This is a genomic window from Zarconia navalis LEGE 11467 (assembly GCF_015207075.1).
In the GTDB taxonomy this organism is placed as follows: Bacteria; Cyanobacteriota; Cyanobacteriia; order Cyanobacteriales; family Geitlerinemataceae; genus Zarconia; species Zarconia navalis.
The window spans coordinates 1-14,634 of sequence record NZ_JADEXN010000054.1 but is presented as its reverse complement, the minus strand read 5'-3'; the positions used below and the strand labels follow the sequence as shown (position 1 = coordinate 14,634).

Genomic DNA, 14,634 nt, shown 5'->3' with positions numbered 1-14,634 from the left:
GCAGCCCCCGACTCAACGGTCTGCGTTTTCTCTGAGAAGGGCGATCGCATTTGCGACCCCGAACCCGATGCTGCCGCCTACATTTTCTTTACCTCCGGCAGTACGGGAACGCCCAAAGGCGTGTTGGGTTGCCACAAAGGACTGTCCCACTTTCTCCACTGGCAGCGACAAACCTTCAATATTACCCCCCCAGAGCGCTGCGCTCAACTGAGCGCTCTATCCTTTGATGTGATGCTGCGGGACGTATTCTTAGCCCTCACCAGTGGGGCAACCCTGTATTTACCCGCGACCGAAAATCGACTCGACCCCCGGCAAATTCTCCCCTGGCTCGAACGAGAGAAAATTACCCTCATTCATACCGTTCCGTCTTTGGTGCGATCGTGGCTGCGGGATGTTTCCCCTGGTGTGACGCTGCGATCGTTACGGAAAATTTTTTTTGCTGGCGAACCCCTCAGCGATCGTCTCGTGGGTCAGTGGCGCGAGCGGTTTCCCGAAGCTGGGGAAATTATCAATCTCTACGGTCCGACGGAAACAACCTTAGCAAAATGCTACTATCGAGTTCCCGATTCGCCAAATCCGGGGATACAACCCATTGGCTTTTCTCTACCCAACACCCAGACTTTGATTTTGGCAGAAGACCGTCGACTCTGCGAGGTTGGAGAACCGGGGGAAATTGTCTTACGCACCCCGTTTTGCAGCTTGGGTTATCTCAACCCTTCCGAAGACGATCGATATCGCTTTGCCCCCAATCCCTTTCGCAACGACCCCGCAGATCGCGTTTACTATACAGGAGATCGGGGTTGCTACGGAGCAGACGGAACTCTAGAAATCCTCGGTCGTATCGATCGTCAGGTAAAAATTCGCGGAGTGCGCATCGAACCGGGGGAAATTGAGGAAGTTTTGGGAAAACACCCAGCCATCTGGCAAACTGCGGTGGTTCCTCAAGAGAGTAAATGTGGGGAAACCCATCTGGTCGCATATGTTGTCTCTCATACGGGAGAGATTCCCACCACGACCCAACTCCGCAATTTTCTCGCCCAACAACTGCCCGATGTTATGGTTCCCTCGGCATTCCTGTGGCTGTCGGCACTGCCATTGAATCCGAATGGAAAAATAGATCGTCGCACCTTAGCCAGTCAACCCTGGAAGCCGACGCGAGAGACCGTGGCAAAAACGCCCCAAACGGAGGTGGAGTCGAAACTCGTCTGTATTTGGCGGGAGGTGCTGGGGGTATCCGATATTGGTATCCAAGATGATTTTTTCGAGCTGGGGGGAACTTCTTTGAGTGCCGTACGAGCGATGTCTCGTATCGAGGAGGTCTTCGGGAAAGCTCTGGGGGTGGCAACTCTGTTTGAGTCTTCAACGATCGAACAGTTGGCGCGCGACCTGTCAGACGACCGTGACTCTGTTGCCTCTTCTGGTATCGTTCCACTAAAAGTCAGTGGTAGTAAGCCACCGTTTTTCTTTGTCAACTCCATCGGGTACGCTCAACAATTGCGTGGCTACTTCGATGTCGAGCGACCCCTCTACGGCGTGAATATTTTTCGACTGGGTTTGCACGAGACGGAACTGGCGAACTTAAAGCTAGAAGATCTTGCCGTACGGGCGATCGAGCAAATACAATCCGTTCGAGCGAGCGGACCGTATTTTATAGGTGCTTACTGTGCCGATGTCAAATTCGCTTTCGAGATCGCTCGGCAACTATGGGAACGGGGTTTGGAGGTGAAAATGTTAGTTTCGATCGATGGAATTTGGCAGCCGCAACCCTCCAGCTTCAAGCTATATTGGAATAATTTCAGGCAATTTGGGATAGATTACATCAAAGAAAAGTTCAAAGATAAGTTCAAAGAATATTCAACCGAACTAAAAAAGAAATTCAACAAAAACAAAAGTATTTTATTTCAAAAATCAAGCCAATCTGTCAGAGACGAGCCGATCTTATCGGCCTTTGTTCGCGCTCTCAAAAATTATCGTCCTCAGCCCTATCCCGGTCAAATACATCTTTATTTGTCGAGTGAATGGCGATTTAAAAATTCTCCCGTCCTTTCAAGCTTTTCTCCTCATGAAGTAAAGATCGATGAAATTTTCGGCTACCATCATCTGATGTTTGAAGAGCCGCAGGTTCGGGTGCTTACCGATCGGCTAAATGCCTGCTTAGACCGGGCAACCGTAGATTTATCGAACGCCAACACTGTCAAAAATGGATGAATTAAAACCCTCCGCAACCCCTTCCAATCCCCTTTGGAAAAAACTTCGGCTGCCGATCGCAATTTTTGAGCTGGGTCTAGTGAGTCTCTTGTTCGTGCGGATACTATTCGATCCCGCACTCGGTCAACGAAAACCCCTAGAGTTCCCACCTTCGGTTCCCTTAACGAACTGGGAATCGAGCCAAAGCGAGCGCCTCAAAGGAATTGCCACATCGGATAATGAGTATGAGTATGGTTCGACGATACTCGGCGGAATGCGCTATCAATACACGCGCGATCGTCTCCCCCTAGATATAGACCTTCGTTATGTGGTTGATACCAAAGGAGAAGTCGATGTATTCCTGCGCAAACACTCTTCTCTGGCATCCTCAACCACCCCAGTATCCCTGCGCCTCGCCAATCAAAGTGGAGTGGGGTCTTACGCCTTGCTAGCCGATGGCGATCGGGCTTATTTAAGCGCTTGCATCAACCCTAGAGGCAACAGTACCTATACCCGAGAAGAGTACCGACACAACCAAGATATCTACGATGCCCAATTGGGAAGGGTTCCGGCTTGGTTGTTCCGTCGGGAAAAATGGCGAGACGATCGCTGCTTGTGGACATTGATGTCGATGCCGTTGTCCGAATCCGACCCAGAAGCCACGCAAAAAATATTAGAACAAGCTTGGTTTGAGTGGTATGGGCGGTGGAGTGCCAACTTTCCGCCGCTGTAATCTCATCGCGCTATATTTCGCGCGCAGAAGTGCTAAAAACCGATAGCTTGAGAGGCACGGGTTCGCCAAGCCAAGTCGCATATTCGGTGTGGTCTTCAAAATCGTTTCCGGTCAGGGCATGGACGAAAACCGTCAAATCTCCGCGATTTTCATCGAGCCACGGAATTAACCGATCGAACTGTACTTTGTCAAAGGCGAGTTGGCAACTCCAGCAAGGGTGCGGTCCAACGAGTTTTCGATGAACTCGACCCACCAATACTCCAAACTGTTCTCCAGCTTGGCGGCAAATCGACGAAGCTCTCTCCACAGAGACTTCATCGAAATAGACATGGGCGTGGTAGCGATCGTAGTTGTTGACGGGTCGTTTCGTCATCGGCAATTTGGGAGGAACTTTCTGAACTTTAGTGAAAAAATTACCTTCTTGTCTCAATTGTCAAGTGATGCAGCATTGAGCTTTCGATCGAGTTCTGTCTTTTGATGCCCTACAACACATCATTAATTACTTACCAACGTACCGCATCCAACCCTTTCCCCGATGCCCGAACTCAAACAAATCCGGATGCAAAATCTCCGCTAAAATCTCCAAAGACTCCACTAATCTCGGCCCCGGACGATTGAAATATTGGTTGCCATCGCTCAGGTAAATATTTCCCGCGCGCACGGCGCGTAACTCCGTCCATTGGGGATGTTGCGCCAACTGTTCCGCATCCTGGCGAGTGCGAGATAAATCGAAGCCGCAGGGCATAAAAATGATGACATCGGGATCGGCGGCGCGCAGTTCTTCCCACTTCATCCACGGGGAATGCTTGCCCACCTCGCCAAATAGGGATTTTCCCCCCGCCAGTTCGATTAACTCCGGAACCCAGTTTCCCGCCGCCATCAAGGGTTCTGCCCATTCGATGGTGGCGACACGGGGACGATGGGGGGCGGTTTCGACTTGTTGGCGACACGCCGCCACCCGAGATTGCAACGAGGCAACTGTCCCTTCTCCATCAACGCCTAGGCGATCGGCGACTCGGCGAATATCTTGCCACACTTCATCCAACACCGTCGGTTGCAACGAGAGAATCTCCGGTTCAAACCCCGTCAACTGGGCAACCGCCCGTTCCACATCCGCCAAACTCACCGCACAGACTTCGCATTGGGCTTGGGTAATAATATGGGTTGGCTGCAACTGCTGCAACATCTGCGTCTCCACTCGATAGACGCTCAACGCCGAATGCAATACCTCGGTGACGCGATCGTGAATTTCGCCGCTGGTTCCGACCGGATCGAACTTGGGTTGGGTGCAGACGGGAAGTTTCCGAACTTGGGGGGGATAGTCGCATTCGTGCGATCGCCCCACAAGTCGATCGGTACAGCCCAAAACATCGACAATTTCCGTGGCACTGGGTAAGAGGGAAACAATTCTCATACTGTAATTTTAAATTGAACGGTGTTGGCTAGTTTCGGAGGCAACGGGAGCTATACTTTCTACCGTTTTTCCCATCTTCCCATCCCCGCACGCCGCGCCCTCGGGACTCCCAAATCGGAGCGGTCGGAATCTAGCAGGGTTTCTACCACCGTTTCCACCACCGACATCACGAACTTCAGAAGAAACGAACATGGATAAGTCAGAGTTAGTCCCAGTTGACTTCAAGCAAGAAGCCAGCCTCAGACAGGTATTGGAACCTCCAAGAGCGATTCTTTCGAGTCGCGAGATTGCTTGGAAGCATCTGCATTTCGAGTACCACTACCATGCAGCTCACGAAACCCCAGAGCATTATCCAACTCAGCACGTGGTTGCCATTCAAACCGAGGGGCAGATTCTCGCAGAGCGACGGATAGACGGCCAGTTGCAGCGCGAGCAGATTGCTGCGGGCGATGTGTGTATCGTTCCAGCCTACACTCCTCACTGGATCTATGCTGCGGGAGAGCAGGGACTTATTTTTTTGTGTATCGAGCCTGAGTTTCTCAAACAAGTGGCTTACGATGCAGTTGATTCTGAGGCGATCTTCCTTAGAGCGCAGTTTGCCAAACCCGATCCTTTCATTCACCAAATCGGACTATCTCTAAAACACGTCTTGCAAAGCGATCCGCTCGGCAGTCGCTTCTATGCCCAGACCCTTAGCACTGCCCTAGCAGCTCACCTGTTGCAGCACTACTGCGATCGCACTTCCCTCCTGAAGCGAGAAGGCGATCGCTTAGATAGAGCGAAAGTTCGCGTGGCGATCGAATATATCAACGATCGCCTGACTCAAAAGCTCTCCCTAGCAGAGATTGCCGATGCGACTGGCATCAGTCAGTATCACCTTTGCCGATTATTTAAGCAAGTAACGGGGCAATCCCCTTGGCAGTATGTCATTCAACAGCGGATCGAAATCGCGAAACAACAGCTTAAAACATCCAAACACACCATTGCAGAAATTAGCGATCGGTTGGGGTTTTCCTCCCAAGGACAGTTTTCCAACTTCTTTCGCAAACATACAGGTATCAGCCCGATGACCTACAGACGGAAGATTTAGGCAGAAAAACCGCAGATTTCAAGACCCAGTGCAAGATTTGACAAGTTTTAGCAAGATTTCTCATAGAAAAAGCCGTGTCAGCCTTCTATAGTGAGTTCTGGAGTTTTCCAATTTCGAGAAAATATTGCTTTGAGGGCAAAACATGAAGGTACTTGTAACAGGTGCGACGGGCTACGCTGGATTTTATGCGGCGATCGCCCTTCGTCAGGCTGGACATCAAGTTTACGGTCTAGTGCGCGACGAGAGTAAACCTCGCGCGAGGGAGCTACAGCGCTACGAAGTCCAATTAGTATCGGGCGATATCGCAAACCCCGAAACTTACCGTCATTATCTTGAAAGCTGTGACGTGTCGATCCACGCGATGATGGATTTCCAGGCTCCGCAAGAGTCCGATCGGAAGCTGTTTGAAACATTGAAGCAAGTCGCAGAAGCTGCACCGCGCAACCGCCTGTTTATCTATACCACGGGCTGCTCGATTTATGGCAAACGTCCCGAGCGCGTGATGGATGAAAGCACACCGGCGAACCCAGACCACGCTCTGGCTTTCCGGATGGACTTAGAACGGGAACTCTTTGACATACCCATCGATCGATGCCGTAAAGTTGTTTTGCGTCCGGGTTTTATGTACGGTCTCGACGCTCACTCGAGTATCACTGGGATGTGGTTTGAGATGGGCGAACGGGGCGAAGCGATTTATCGAGGCGATCGAGATAAAGGCTGGTCTTGGGTACATATTAGCGATTTAGCACGAGCTTATGTAAACGTCGCTGAATGTACCGCTCCCATCGATAAAGAAGTATTCTGTATTGCCGACGAGCAGCGTCCCAAATGTATAGAAGTGATGCGGGCTTGTTTGAAAGCTGCAAACTACAACGGCGATATTCAGTTTGCCGAACCTCAAGAGGATGATGTGACGAGTACTTGGTTCGACCAAAACGAGTTTATTACGTCGCAAAAAGCTCGTTCTTTGTTGGGATGGGTTCCACACCACACTGGAGTCATTGACGAGATTGAAACTTATTACATGGCATGGAAAGCCGCTCGGTCTTGAGCGTGCTAGGAGCAATCGATCGGGAGAATGCATAGGAGAATACACGAACCATGAATGACTCGTTACTCAATTCCCTCGCCGACCGTTTGAAGATAATAGAGACAATCGATGGTTTTGGAATGGCGATCGATTTGCGAGATTGGCAAAAGTTTCGCAGTTTATTTGCCGATGCGGTTGAATTTGATTATTCCTCCATTGGCGAGGTCGCCGGTACGCTCCATCCAGACGAGATCGTGAATACCGCTCGCAACGACTTAGGAGGTTTTCAAGCCACTCAGCATATGATGGCCAATCACCAAGTCAACCTGGCTGGGGATCGCGCCACCTGTTTGGCTCACGTTCGAGCGCAGCACTTTTTACCCAACGATCGCTCAGAACCGATATTTGAAATGGGGGGTTACTATACTGCGGGTCTAATTCGCATCAATTCCGATTGGAAAATCCAACGCTGGAAATTTTCTGTACTTTGGTCTGGTGGCAATCAATTGCTTTTCGATCTCGCGAAGCAAATAACCGGCGATCGACCGGAGATCGTTTAGTCGAGATTGAGTCGATCGGATTCTCCAAACGGACTATGTACATATGGACGGTCTCGCGATCGCGCTGCGTGACTTCAAAGCCGAGCCGTTTGTAGAGGCTCATCGCCGGGAGATCTGCAAAAGTCTTCAATTGGACAGGTTTAGAGGCGTTGCTCTATAAGATGCTCTCCAAAATAGCCGTTCCGATCCCTCGCCATCCGTTCGAGGGCGAGAGCTGTATATTCTCTAGGTACAGTCCTGAGTCGTTGATTGCTTGCTTATTGTCTCCAGCCCAAAAAGCCTTCTCGAGAGAAGGCAGACTATCCAATTTCTCAGAAAACTATTCACTGAAGCATAAAGTTTTATGTCGATATCTTTAATAAATGTTTCTTTTATTTGTATTTATAAATACTGATTGATAGTATAAGTCGTAATAATAAAAAAAAGTGTATCAAAATCATGAAAGTTTCAACAAGTTCTAAATCTTTCGTTGACTCCATTATTATGGGTGCGCTATTGGTGGTTATGAGCGCCGGAGTCTTTGCCATTATGGTCGCAGGGGCGGGAGTCTAAATTCCTCACTTCATCTCTAAAGTCATAGGCTTATTCCTCAAACCAACCGACAATAAATTCAATACAAAACACAATAAAAACCCTGTTGCAGTGTCCCTAAATGTTTCTCTTGCTACAGGGTAATTTTGTGAATATCGTCGCCACGCGAGGCAGAACGAGCAGATAGCAAAGGAATCTCTTTCTCCTTCCTGCTAATATCTCTTTCCCTCGAGAGCGCTCACCTTACCCTCAACCCAAGCGGGCGCGCATATCGTTTAAATTAAATACGTTTCAAGAGATTTAAACCGTGGGTATCCGTTCCGCAGGTATCGAATAAGTTATGGAGATAGTTTAATTTCCGAACCCGTTCGGTTTCTTCGGCACTCGGTTGCCAAGGATCGGGATTATTGTAAGCATAGTAAGCTTCCGAGCCATCAATGCCCAAACGAGCTGCCTCTGGAATCAGTTCCTGGGGCGATCGCCGATAGCGAGAGGGATGCGCCAGAACCGCCAACCCACCAGCATTGTGGATCGCCGCGATCGCCTCACCGGCGAGATAGGGTTTTCCCGTTACTGGATGTCCGTGCAAATAACCCTCAATGGCAGGAGCGTCGGGATCGAATCCGTAGCCGAGAATATGAACTTCAACATCAAGCAGTGCGGCATTGATTTCCACTCCCGTCCATAGGGTTGGAAGCGGAACGCTATCGCCACTAGCATCCCCTCCACTGGAGGAGCGCCGTTCTTCTAACCAACACTGTGCCGCTCGGTAGCCTCCGACGCTGTGGTGATCGGTAATGGCTAAACCCTTCAAACCGATATCCGTTGCCTGCTGTATCAAAGCTTCTGGTTCCAAGCGACCGTCGGAGTAAATCGTGTGCATGTGAAAGTTGTACTCGCGAGGACAACTTTCGGCACCAATGGTTTGAAAGACTTGCATCAGTGTCTTGCGATCGCGGTCGCGTACTGATGCACAAGGGGGAGCGAGGTTGAGAAACATAAGTGTTGTTAGACCTGTTGGGCTTAGTCCTAATATAACGAACTGTTGCCAAATGAATTTGAAATCGAGCCATCATTTCTGAGAAACGATCGAGGCGATGGAAGATTCCCAAAGGAGGGATTCTAGGGGTGTGGTCATGCTATTTTCAATGGTGAATTCGATTGTGACATCCGACCCACTCTAAATTTTATTCAGGCGAAAAATATTGGTAAATCGCGATCGAAGGTGTAGCATGACGAGAGTCATTTGTGCAGAGATAGCCCCATGGCCCAATCAGAGATTCTCACCCTCGCAAAACAGGGCAACCCCAAGGCGATCGCCGCCTTGATGAACTATTCCCTGCGATCGAAACAAATTACCGTAGTCGTCGATATCGCCGATGCTTGTCTGAGCGTCGTCGCTACTGCACCGAAACCTCCCGATCGGGCATTTATGATTCACTTTGTCCGTAAAGGTCTCGACAAACTCGGCATCGAGTCACTCGATCGAGCGATCGTCGAAGGGTACGGTACGGACAGAAGCCGCCGGGCATGGCAAGAAACATTGATGCTAGAGGATGCCACCACAAGCAACCCCTTCGTCGGACAAATTCCGCTGCTCAACTCCCTGCCCGCACCACTACCATCATCGCCACCGACACCCCCACCGGTTACCCCAACCCTCACACCCGATCGGGGCTTGAATAGAGAAACCACTTCCCCTGCCCGCAAGAAAGCAACTTCCGGGAAACGGAAAACATCAAAGCCCCTCCATCCCGTTCTGAGGTGGATGAAAACGACGATTGGGGCACTTTTGTATATCGTTTGCGTGGCAGTGACCTTTGGCCTTGCCGTACCGATTAAAGTATTTACGGCACTGTTGTCGGAAAATGCTCTCTACCAACTCCCGATCGCCGGTGACATGTTTCGAGGACTCGAAGTTGCCGAACTGTTCAACGTTCTGGTATTTGCCGTTTTTGGCACTGGATTGGGAATTGCAACGGCACTAGTGCCCAAAGCGTTCGGACACCGCATGAGTGCGGCATTGTTGATCGTGGCACTGCCGGTGATTTTTGTCCTGGGCAGTTTTGTTCGCTATGAAGACTGGGTGAGAGATTTTGCTGCCAACGAGCAAATTACCCACGAAATCGCCATCGAAACCACCGATACTTACCTCAGCAGCCAAGTGGGGAGAGGAGGCTTTCCAGGATTTTACTTCTATACCGCTCGGTATCCGATTTTGCCCGTCGATGCATCGGAAATGAAAGAAGTCAAAGCCCTAGAAGAAAGGACGGTGGCACGCATCAATCGCGTTGTTGAGATCGAACCTGAAAACCTGTCGCGTCTCTTTTCGATCAGTATTTGGGGCGTGCGAATTTTTTACTTTGGTTTGTCGATCGTCACGGCGATCGCCCATTTCTCTCAAGGGGAAGAACTTGCCGATAAACTGGCGAAACGGGGTAATTTCCGCAAGGGTAAAGAGTCTCGCATCTAATGCAACCCCCGAGAAAGAGAATGCGTCACCCTCGGGCAACGCATTTTTAAACCGCTCGTTCCAAATCATCAAATCCCTTGTTCGGCTCAGGTCTAACTGATGACCGATCTCTTAAAACTTATGACTGGTGAAGCGGGGTTTCAGCCACCGGCAACTGCAGGCACGATACTCACTTCGTCTCCATCGGCGAGGGGGGTTTGGGTACCGTCGAGGAAGCGAATATCCTCGCTGTTGACATAGAAGTTCAAGAACCGACGGGGCTTTCCGCTATCGTCGCACACTCGTGCTTTAATACCCGGACAGCTTGTTTCGAGAGCGTCGATGAGTTCTTCAACGCTCGTCGCATCGCATTCCACCGTCGCTTGGTTATTGGTTAAATTTTGGAGGGGAGTTGGAATTAATACTTTAACGGACATCGCTTATTTTCTATCGTTTCTACTGGGGACGGAGCGCGATCGCGCACGAAAGTACAAATCGATCGAACTTTCCAAAGCCGGCTCTGAACGCGATCGTAACGGTCTGGGAGTGAGATAAGAAGAGGTTAACCAGAAGCATGAAGCATTGACTCAACAATTCTCGCAGGTCTCGAACGAGACCTGTCCAAATGCCGTCGTGCTTTTAATACTAGGCTAACGCGCTTCTTTCTCTCTCCAATTGCCAATTTTGTAAATTGGCAATTTACAACTCGCCGCAACTTAAACCAAAACTTGCTGCCATTCCAACCGACCGAGGGTGTGAGAGCGCTCCAGAGCCCGCTCGAAGGCATCGAGTTTCGGTTCGATGGTCAGGGGTTCGCCGATATAACCTTGGACGGCTTCTTGAGTCTTGAGACCGTTTCCGGTGATGTAGGCGACCGTCGTCTCGTCCGGATCGATTTTACCCGCTTCTACGAGTTTTTTGAGGACGGCGATGGTGGTTCCCCCAGCAGTTTCGGTGAAGATGCCTTCCGTTTCAGCCAGCAGCTTGATACCGTCAATAATTTCCGCATCGTTAACGGACTCGATGTTACCGTTGGTTTTGCGAGCCACATCTAAGGCGTAAACGCCGTCTGCGGGGTTGCCGATGGCGATCGACTTGGCGATCGTGTTGGGCTTGACGGGGGTGATGAAGTCCCGTCCCTCTCGGAAGGCACTCGCGATGGGGGAGCAACCTTCGGCTTGCGCGCCGCTGAAGCGAACGGATTTATCGTCCACTAGCCCCACTTTAATAAATTCTTGGAAGCCTTTATGAATTTTGGTAAACAGAGATCCCGAAGCCAACGGTGCGACGATATGGTCGGGAAGTTGCCAGCCGAGTTGTTCGGCAACCTCAAATCCTAGGGTTTTCGAGCCTTCGGAGTAGTACGGGCGCAGGTTGATGTTGACGAAGCCCCAGCCGTGGGTGTTGGCGACTTCCGAACATAGGCGGTTGACTTGGTCGTAGTTGCCTTTAACGGCCATCACCGTGGGATTGTAAATCAGCGTTCCCAGGACTTTCCCTGCTTCCAAGTCGGCAGGAATGAACACGCAACAGTCTAACCCGGCATGGGCGGCGATCGCGGCGGTGGAGTTTGCCAAATTTCCCGTACTCGCACAGGAAACCGTCGAGAAGCCCAATTCTCTAGCGCGGGTTAGGGCTACCGACACCACCCGATCTTTGAAGCTGAGGGTGGGCATATTGACGGCATCGTTTTTGATGTAAAGCTTCTTGAGTCCCAACTGGCGGGCGAGGCGACGAGCGTTCACCAGTGGGGTCATTCCCGTTCCTACGTCAATGGGATTGTCGGTTTGGACGGGCAAAAACGGACGATAGCGCCAAATGGAGTTGGGGCCGGCTTCGATTGTTTCCCGGCTGACACGCTGACGCAAGGCATCGTAGTCGTAGGTGACTTCCACCGGACCGAAGCACATCTCGCAAACATGCTTGGCTTGCAGTTCGTATTCGGTACCGCACTCTTTGCACTTGAGCTTATCGAAGGTTGCGTGAGTGTGGTGGTGAGTCGTTGCGTCGATGGCTTGGGTCATGGGATTACTACTTTGCTTTATCAGTTTTTGCGTGTCAGTCAATATGGCAAATCATCGTAGCATGGGTCGCGAGCCAGGACAAACAATCCCGACCAATATAGTCGGGATTAAGTTAAATGCTTGCCTAGCATGACTTGTGAGGATTGGTATTTTTATCGACCTAAAAATAGGCTCGATCGAGCGATAGGCACCTCGCCAAGAGAAACAGGACTAGGAAATCCAAAGATGAGTGAAGTCTAGAGTTGACAAAATTCTCGATCGATGAAGTTTGTTAGTCTGTAGGCTCGCATTGCTATAGATTGCTATAGAATGTTTAGGCTCGCATTTTCCACAAGAGCGAGTTAAAAGTGGATTCGTTTGTTTTTCAAGTCAAAGTGGTACGAATTCGCCTCCCAAGCAAGACCTCTTGTTGACGCACTGCCATCCCCCATGCACCAGAAACTCCTTGACACCCACATTGCCCGATCGCAAGTTTTGATCGCCCCAGAGGAGATTAAAGCAAAATTACCGCTAACGGAAGTCGCCGCACAAACGGTACTGCGATCGCGCCAGCAAATCGCGAATATTCTCGACGTACTCGATTCTCGTAAATTTATCGTTGTCGGGCCTTGTTCGATTCACGATCTCGAGGCAGCAAAAGAATACGCCCAGAAACTCAAAGGTCTGAGCGATCGCGTTGGAGATCGGCTGTTGCTAATTATGCGGGCATATTTTGAAAAACCCCGCACGACTGTCGGTTGGAAAGGCTTAATTAACGATCCGAATATGGATGATTCCTTCGAGATCGAAAAAGGATTGTTACTGGCGCGCCAACTGCTGCTCGAAATTGCCGAATTGGGATTGCCTGCCGCCACCGAAGCCCTCGATCCGATCGTACCGCAATATATTAGCGAACTGATTTCTTGGTCGGCGATTGGGGCGCGTACCATCGAATCTCAAACTCATCGGGAAATGGCGAGTGGGTTATCGATGCCCGTCGGGTTAAAAAACGGTACCAACGGAAGTATTGAAGTGGCGATTAATGCCGTACAAGCAGCCCAAAAACCCCACAACTTTTTGGGTATCGATCGCCAGGGGAAAGTTAGTGTCTTCACGACCAAAGGAAATCGCTACGCCCACGTCATTCTAAGGGGAGGTGGGGGCAAAGCGAACTTTGAGGCTGCCAACGTTCGAGCCGTTGAAGAACTACTCCAAGAATCGAACCTACCGACGAAAATTGCGATCGATTGCTCTCACGGCAACTCAAACAAAGACCACAAACGTCAAGGTGATGTTTTAAAAAATATTATCGGGCAAATCGATCGAGGGAACTCTTCCATTGTCGGGATGATGTTGGAGTCTAATTTATTAGAAGGCAACCAAAAGATACCAGCGAATTTAGAAGATTTGCAGTATGGAGTTTCTGTAACCGACAAATGTATGAGTTGGGAAGAAACAGAAGAAGTAATTCTTTCTGCTCATGCCACTTTAAGCCAAAATAGTTAACCCCGAGTTAGCCCTAAAAAGGGTTAACTCGGCAAAAGCTGCTGGACGGCATTTAGAAGTTCGTCGGGATGAAATGGTTTGGCAATGTAAGCATCTGCTCCCATTTTCATTCCCCAATAACGATCGAACTCTTCGCTCTTGCACGAACACATAACAATAGGGACGTGTTGAGTTGTCGCGTTCCCTTTAATTTTTCGACAAACATCGTAGCCATTGGGATTGGGCATAATAATATCGAGGATTACGAGATCGGGACATCGAGCTTGGATATTTTGGAGTGCTTCAGTCCCTCCTTTCGCCTCAATGACTTCCATTCCATTATGTTTGAGGAGATTGGCAATCATCATTCTTTGAGCGGTACTGTCTTCGACGACTAAAATCGTACTCATTATGTTTACTTGATGGGCGAAAGCTTTATTAAACAACGTGAGAAAAAACAAAATGTTTTCCCACTATCGTTACCATATATTTCTGATTATAAACTAGACCGCGAAACCCGACCGGTGCAAGTCTTCTGAATTGATGGGGTTAAGAAATATATCGATTTTTAAGGTACGTCGATCGCGATCGAGATGTCAATCAGAGCGTCAGTAAAATACTCAGAATTTTCATCCGGTTGAAATCTCCAGTCTCGGATGAGATTTTCGATCCAAATCGAGCAAGATACCGGAGCATTTTCACCATTCGCACCGCGCACCCTATTGAATTCGAGAATCTTTCCCTGAGAGGAGGCGCTGTCATCGATGAGTGCCTCGATCGAAAACTGACCGTTACATTGTCCGTCGGGAGAAGGAGAGACAATCGAAGTTGTCGGGCAGATTGTGAAATTACCATTAGCCGAATACGCACAACTCCCTTCATAAGCACTAGCTCCCATAACACTCGCGAGCGTCACGCGAACGCTATTGCCCGTGGTTGGTTCAGAAGTATCACCAGCAGAATTATCGGTTGGGGTTTCGCTGTCTCCTGTTGTTGGTGTCTGTTGCGGTGAAGGATTGCTCGGTTGTGGGGATGGTATCTGTTCTGAAGTATTATCCGGAGTTGGAGAGATGGGGGTCGGTTGCTGTATCGGTGGAGTGGGAGAGTTGGTGGGGTTTTCCGGAGTGCTAGGGGTGGGAGAGATAGGAG

The 14,634-nt window shown here is 49.8% G+C and carries 13 protein-coding genes and 1 pseudogene; 7 read left to right on the top strand and 7 right to left on the bottom strand.

Annotation, left to right across the window (positions count from 1 at the left end; translation table 11 throughout):
• Both IQ235_RS04745 and IQ235_RS04740 read left to right on the top strand, forming a co-directional pair.
• Positions 1 to 2,208, top strand: a 2,208-nt coding sequence (locus IQ235_RS04745; RefSeq protein ID WP_264320348.1) for an AMP-binding protein, incomplete at its 5' end; no start/stop codon positions are given.
• Positions 2,201 to 2,920: a cyanoexosortase A system-associated protein gene (locus IQ235_RS04740; RefSeq protein WP_264320347.1), complete on the top strand. Its 720-nt coding sequence runs from the start codon at positions 2,201 to 2,203 to the stop codon at positions 2,918 to 2,920. The genes IQ235_RS04745 and IQ235_RS04740, both read left to right, overlap by 8 nt.
• Positions 2,921 to 2,930: 10 nt before the next feature.
• Here the strand turns inward: IQ235_RS04740 and IQ235_RS04735 are convergent, their stop codons facing one another.
• Positions 2,931 to 3,293 (bottom strand): DOPA 4,5-dioxygenase family protein, encoded by a 363-nt coding sequence (locus IQ235_RS04735; protein WP_264320346.1) that lies wholly within the window; start codon positions 3,291 to 3,293, stop codon positions 2,931 to 2,933.
• Positions 3,294 to 3,419: 126 nt separating this feature from the next.
• Positions 3,420 to 4,334: a BtuF-related (seleno)protein gene (locus IQ235_RS04730; RefSeq protein ID WP_264320345.1), complete on the bottom strand. Its 915-nt coding sequence runs from the start codon at positions 4,332 to 4,334 to the stop codon at positions 3,420 to 3,422.
• 190 nt (positions 4,335 to 4,524) lie between these two features.
• On the opposite strand from IQ235_RS04730, the gene IQ235_RS04725 reads away from it, so the two are divergent.
• From IQ235_RS04725 to IQ235_RS04715, 3 genes are all read left to right on the top strand, one after another.
• Positions 4,525 to 5,424, top strand: a complete 900-nt coding sequence (locus tag IQ235_RS04725; RefSeq protein WP_264320344.1) for a helix-turn-helix transcriptional regulator — start codon at positions 4,525 to 4,527, stop codon at positions 5,422 to 5,424.
• Between the two features lie 142 nt (positions 5,425 to 5,566).
• Complete coding sequence (locus tag IQ235_RS04720; RefSeq protein ID WP_264320343.1) at positions 5,567 to 6,475, top strand: NAD-dependent epimerase/dehydratase family protein; 909 nt, start codon at positions 5,567 to 5,569, stop codon at positions 6,473 to 6,475.
• Between the two features lie 50 nt (positions 6,476 to 6,525).
• Entirely contained in the window at positions 6,526 to 7,014 is a 489-nt protein-coding gene (locus IQ235_RS04715) for a nuclear transport factor 2 family protein (protein WP_264320342.1), read from the top strand.
• Positions 7,015 to 7,825: 811 nt separating this feature from the next.
• On the opposite strand, the gene IQ235_RS04710 is transcribed toward IQ235_RS04715, so the two are convergent.
• On the bottom strand, positions 7,826 to 8,545 hold the full coding sequence (locus IQ235_RS04710) for a PHP domain-containing protein (protein ID WP_264320341.1): 720 nt from the start codon (positions 8,543 to 8,545) through the stop codon (positions 7,826 to 7,828).
• Between the two features lie 264 nt (positions 8,546 to 8,809).
• Between IQ235_RS04710 and IQ235_RS04705 the strand changes: the two genes are divergently transcribed.
• Complete coding sequence (locus tag IQ235_RS04705; protein WP_264320340.1) at positions 8,810 to 10,018, top strand: hypothetical protein; 1,209 nt, start codon at positions 8,810 to 8,812, stop codon at positions 10,016 to 10,018.
• 140 nt (positions 10,019 to 10,158) lie between these two features.
• Here IQ235_RS04705 and IQ235_RS04700 read toward each other — a convergent pair whose 3' ends face one another.
• Complete coding sequence (locus IQ235_RS04700) at positions 10,159 to 10,434, bottom strand: MoaD/ThiS family protein (RefSeq protein WP_264320339.1); 276 nt, start codon at positions 10,432 to 10,434, stop codon at positions 10,159 to 10,161.
• Positions 10,435 to 10,713: 279 nt separating this feature from the next.
• Positions 10,714 to 12,021, bottom strand: coding sequence for a threonine synthase (thrC, locus tag IQ235_RS04695; RefSeq protein ID WP_264320338.1), 1,308 nt, complete (start codon positions 12,019 to 12,021; stop codon positions 10,714 to 10,716).
• 429 nt (positions 12,022 to 12,450) lie between these two features.
• On the opposite strand from thrC, the gene IQ235_RS04690 reads away from it, so the two are divergent.
• Entirely contained in the window at positions 12,451 to 13,506 is a 1,056-nt protein-coding gene (locus IQ235_RS04690) for a 3-deoxy-7-phosphoheptulonate synthase (protein WP_264320337.1), read from the top strand.
• A 23-nt stretch (positions 13,507 to 13,529) separates the two neighbouring features.
• Here the strand turns inward: IQ235_RS04690 and IQ235_RS04685 are convergent, their stop codons facing one another.
• Both IQ235_RS04685 and IQ235_RS04680 read right to left on the bottom strand, forming a co-directional pair.
• Positions 13,530 to 13,895 (bottom strand): response regulator transcription factor, encoded by a 366-nt coding sequence (locus IQ235_RS04685; RefSeq protein WP_264320336.1) that lies wholly within the window; start codon positions 13,893 to 13,895, stop codon positions 13,530 to 13,532.
• A 158-nt stretch (positions 13,896 to 14,053) separates the two neighbouring features.
• Positions 14,054 to 14,634, bottom strand: a pseudogene (locus IQ235_RS04680) (hypothetical protein); the annotation flags it as partial.

Excerpts from the sequence above, each read along its gene's own strand:
- IQ235_RS04725 (WP_264320344.1), top strand. The coding sequence starts at position 4,525 with ATGGATAAGTCAGAGTTAGTCCCAGTTGACTTCAAGCAAGAAGCCAGC.
- IQ235_RS04690 (WP_264320337.1), top strand. The coding sequence starts at position 12,451 with ATGCACCAGAAACTCCTTGACACCCACATTGCCCGATCGCAAGTTTTG.
- IQ235_RS04720 (WP_264320343.1), top strand. The coding sequence starts at position 5,567 with ATGAAGGTACTTGTAACAGGTGCGACGGGCTACGCTGGATTTTATGCG.
- IQ235_RS04700 (WP_264320339.1), bottom strand. The coding sequence starts at position 10,434 with ATGTCCGTTAAAGTATTAATTCCAACTCCCCTCCAAAATTTAACCAAT.
- IQ235_RS04710 (WP_264320341.1), bottom strand. The coding sequence starts at position 8,545 with ATGTTTCTCAACCTCGCTCCCCCTTGTGCATCAGTACGCGACCGCGAT.
- IQ235_RS04730 (WP_264320345.1), bottom strand. The coding sequence starts at position 4,334 with ATGAGAATTGTTTCCCTCTTACCCAGTGCCACGGAAATTGTCGATGTT.
- IQ235_RS04715 (WP_264320342.1), top strand. The coding sequence starts at position 6,526 with ATGAATGACTCGTTACTCAATTCCCTCGCCGACCGTTTGAAGATAATA.
- IQ235_RS04705 (WP_264320340.1), top strand. The coding sequence starts at position 8,810 with ATGGCCCAATCAGAGATTCTCACCCTCGCAAAACAGGGCAACCCCAAG.
- thrC (WP_264320338.1), bottom strand. The coding sequence starts at position 12,021 with ATGACCCAAGCCATCGACGCAACGACTCACCACCACACTCACGCAACC.
- IQ235_RS04740 (WP_264320347.1), top strand. The coding sequence starts at position 2,201 with ATGGATGAATTAAAACCCTCCGCAACCCCTTCCAATCCCCTTTGGAAA.
- IQ235_RS04685 (WP_264320336.1), bottom strand. The coding sequence starts at position 13,895 with ATGAGTACGATTTTAGTCGTCGAAGACAGTACCGCTCAAAGAATGATG.
- IQ235_RS04735 (WP_264320346.1), bottom strand. The coding sequence starts at position 3,293 with ATGACGAAACGACCCGTCAACAACTACGATCGCTACCACGCCCATGTC.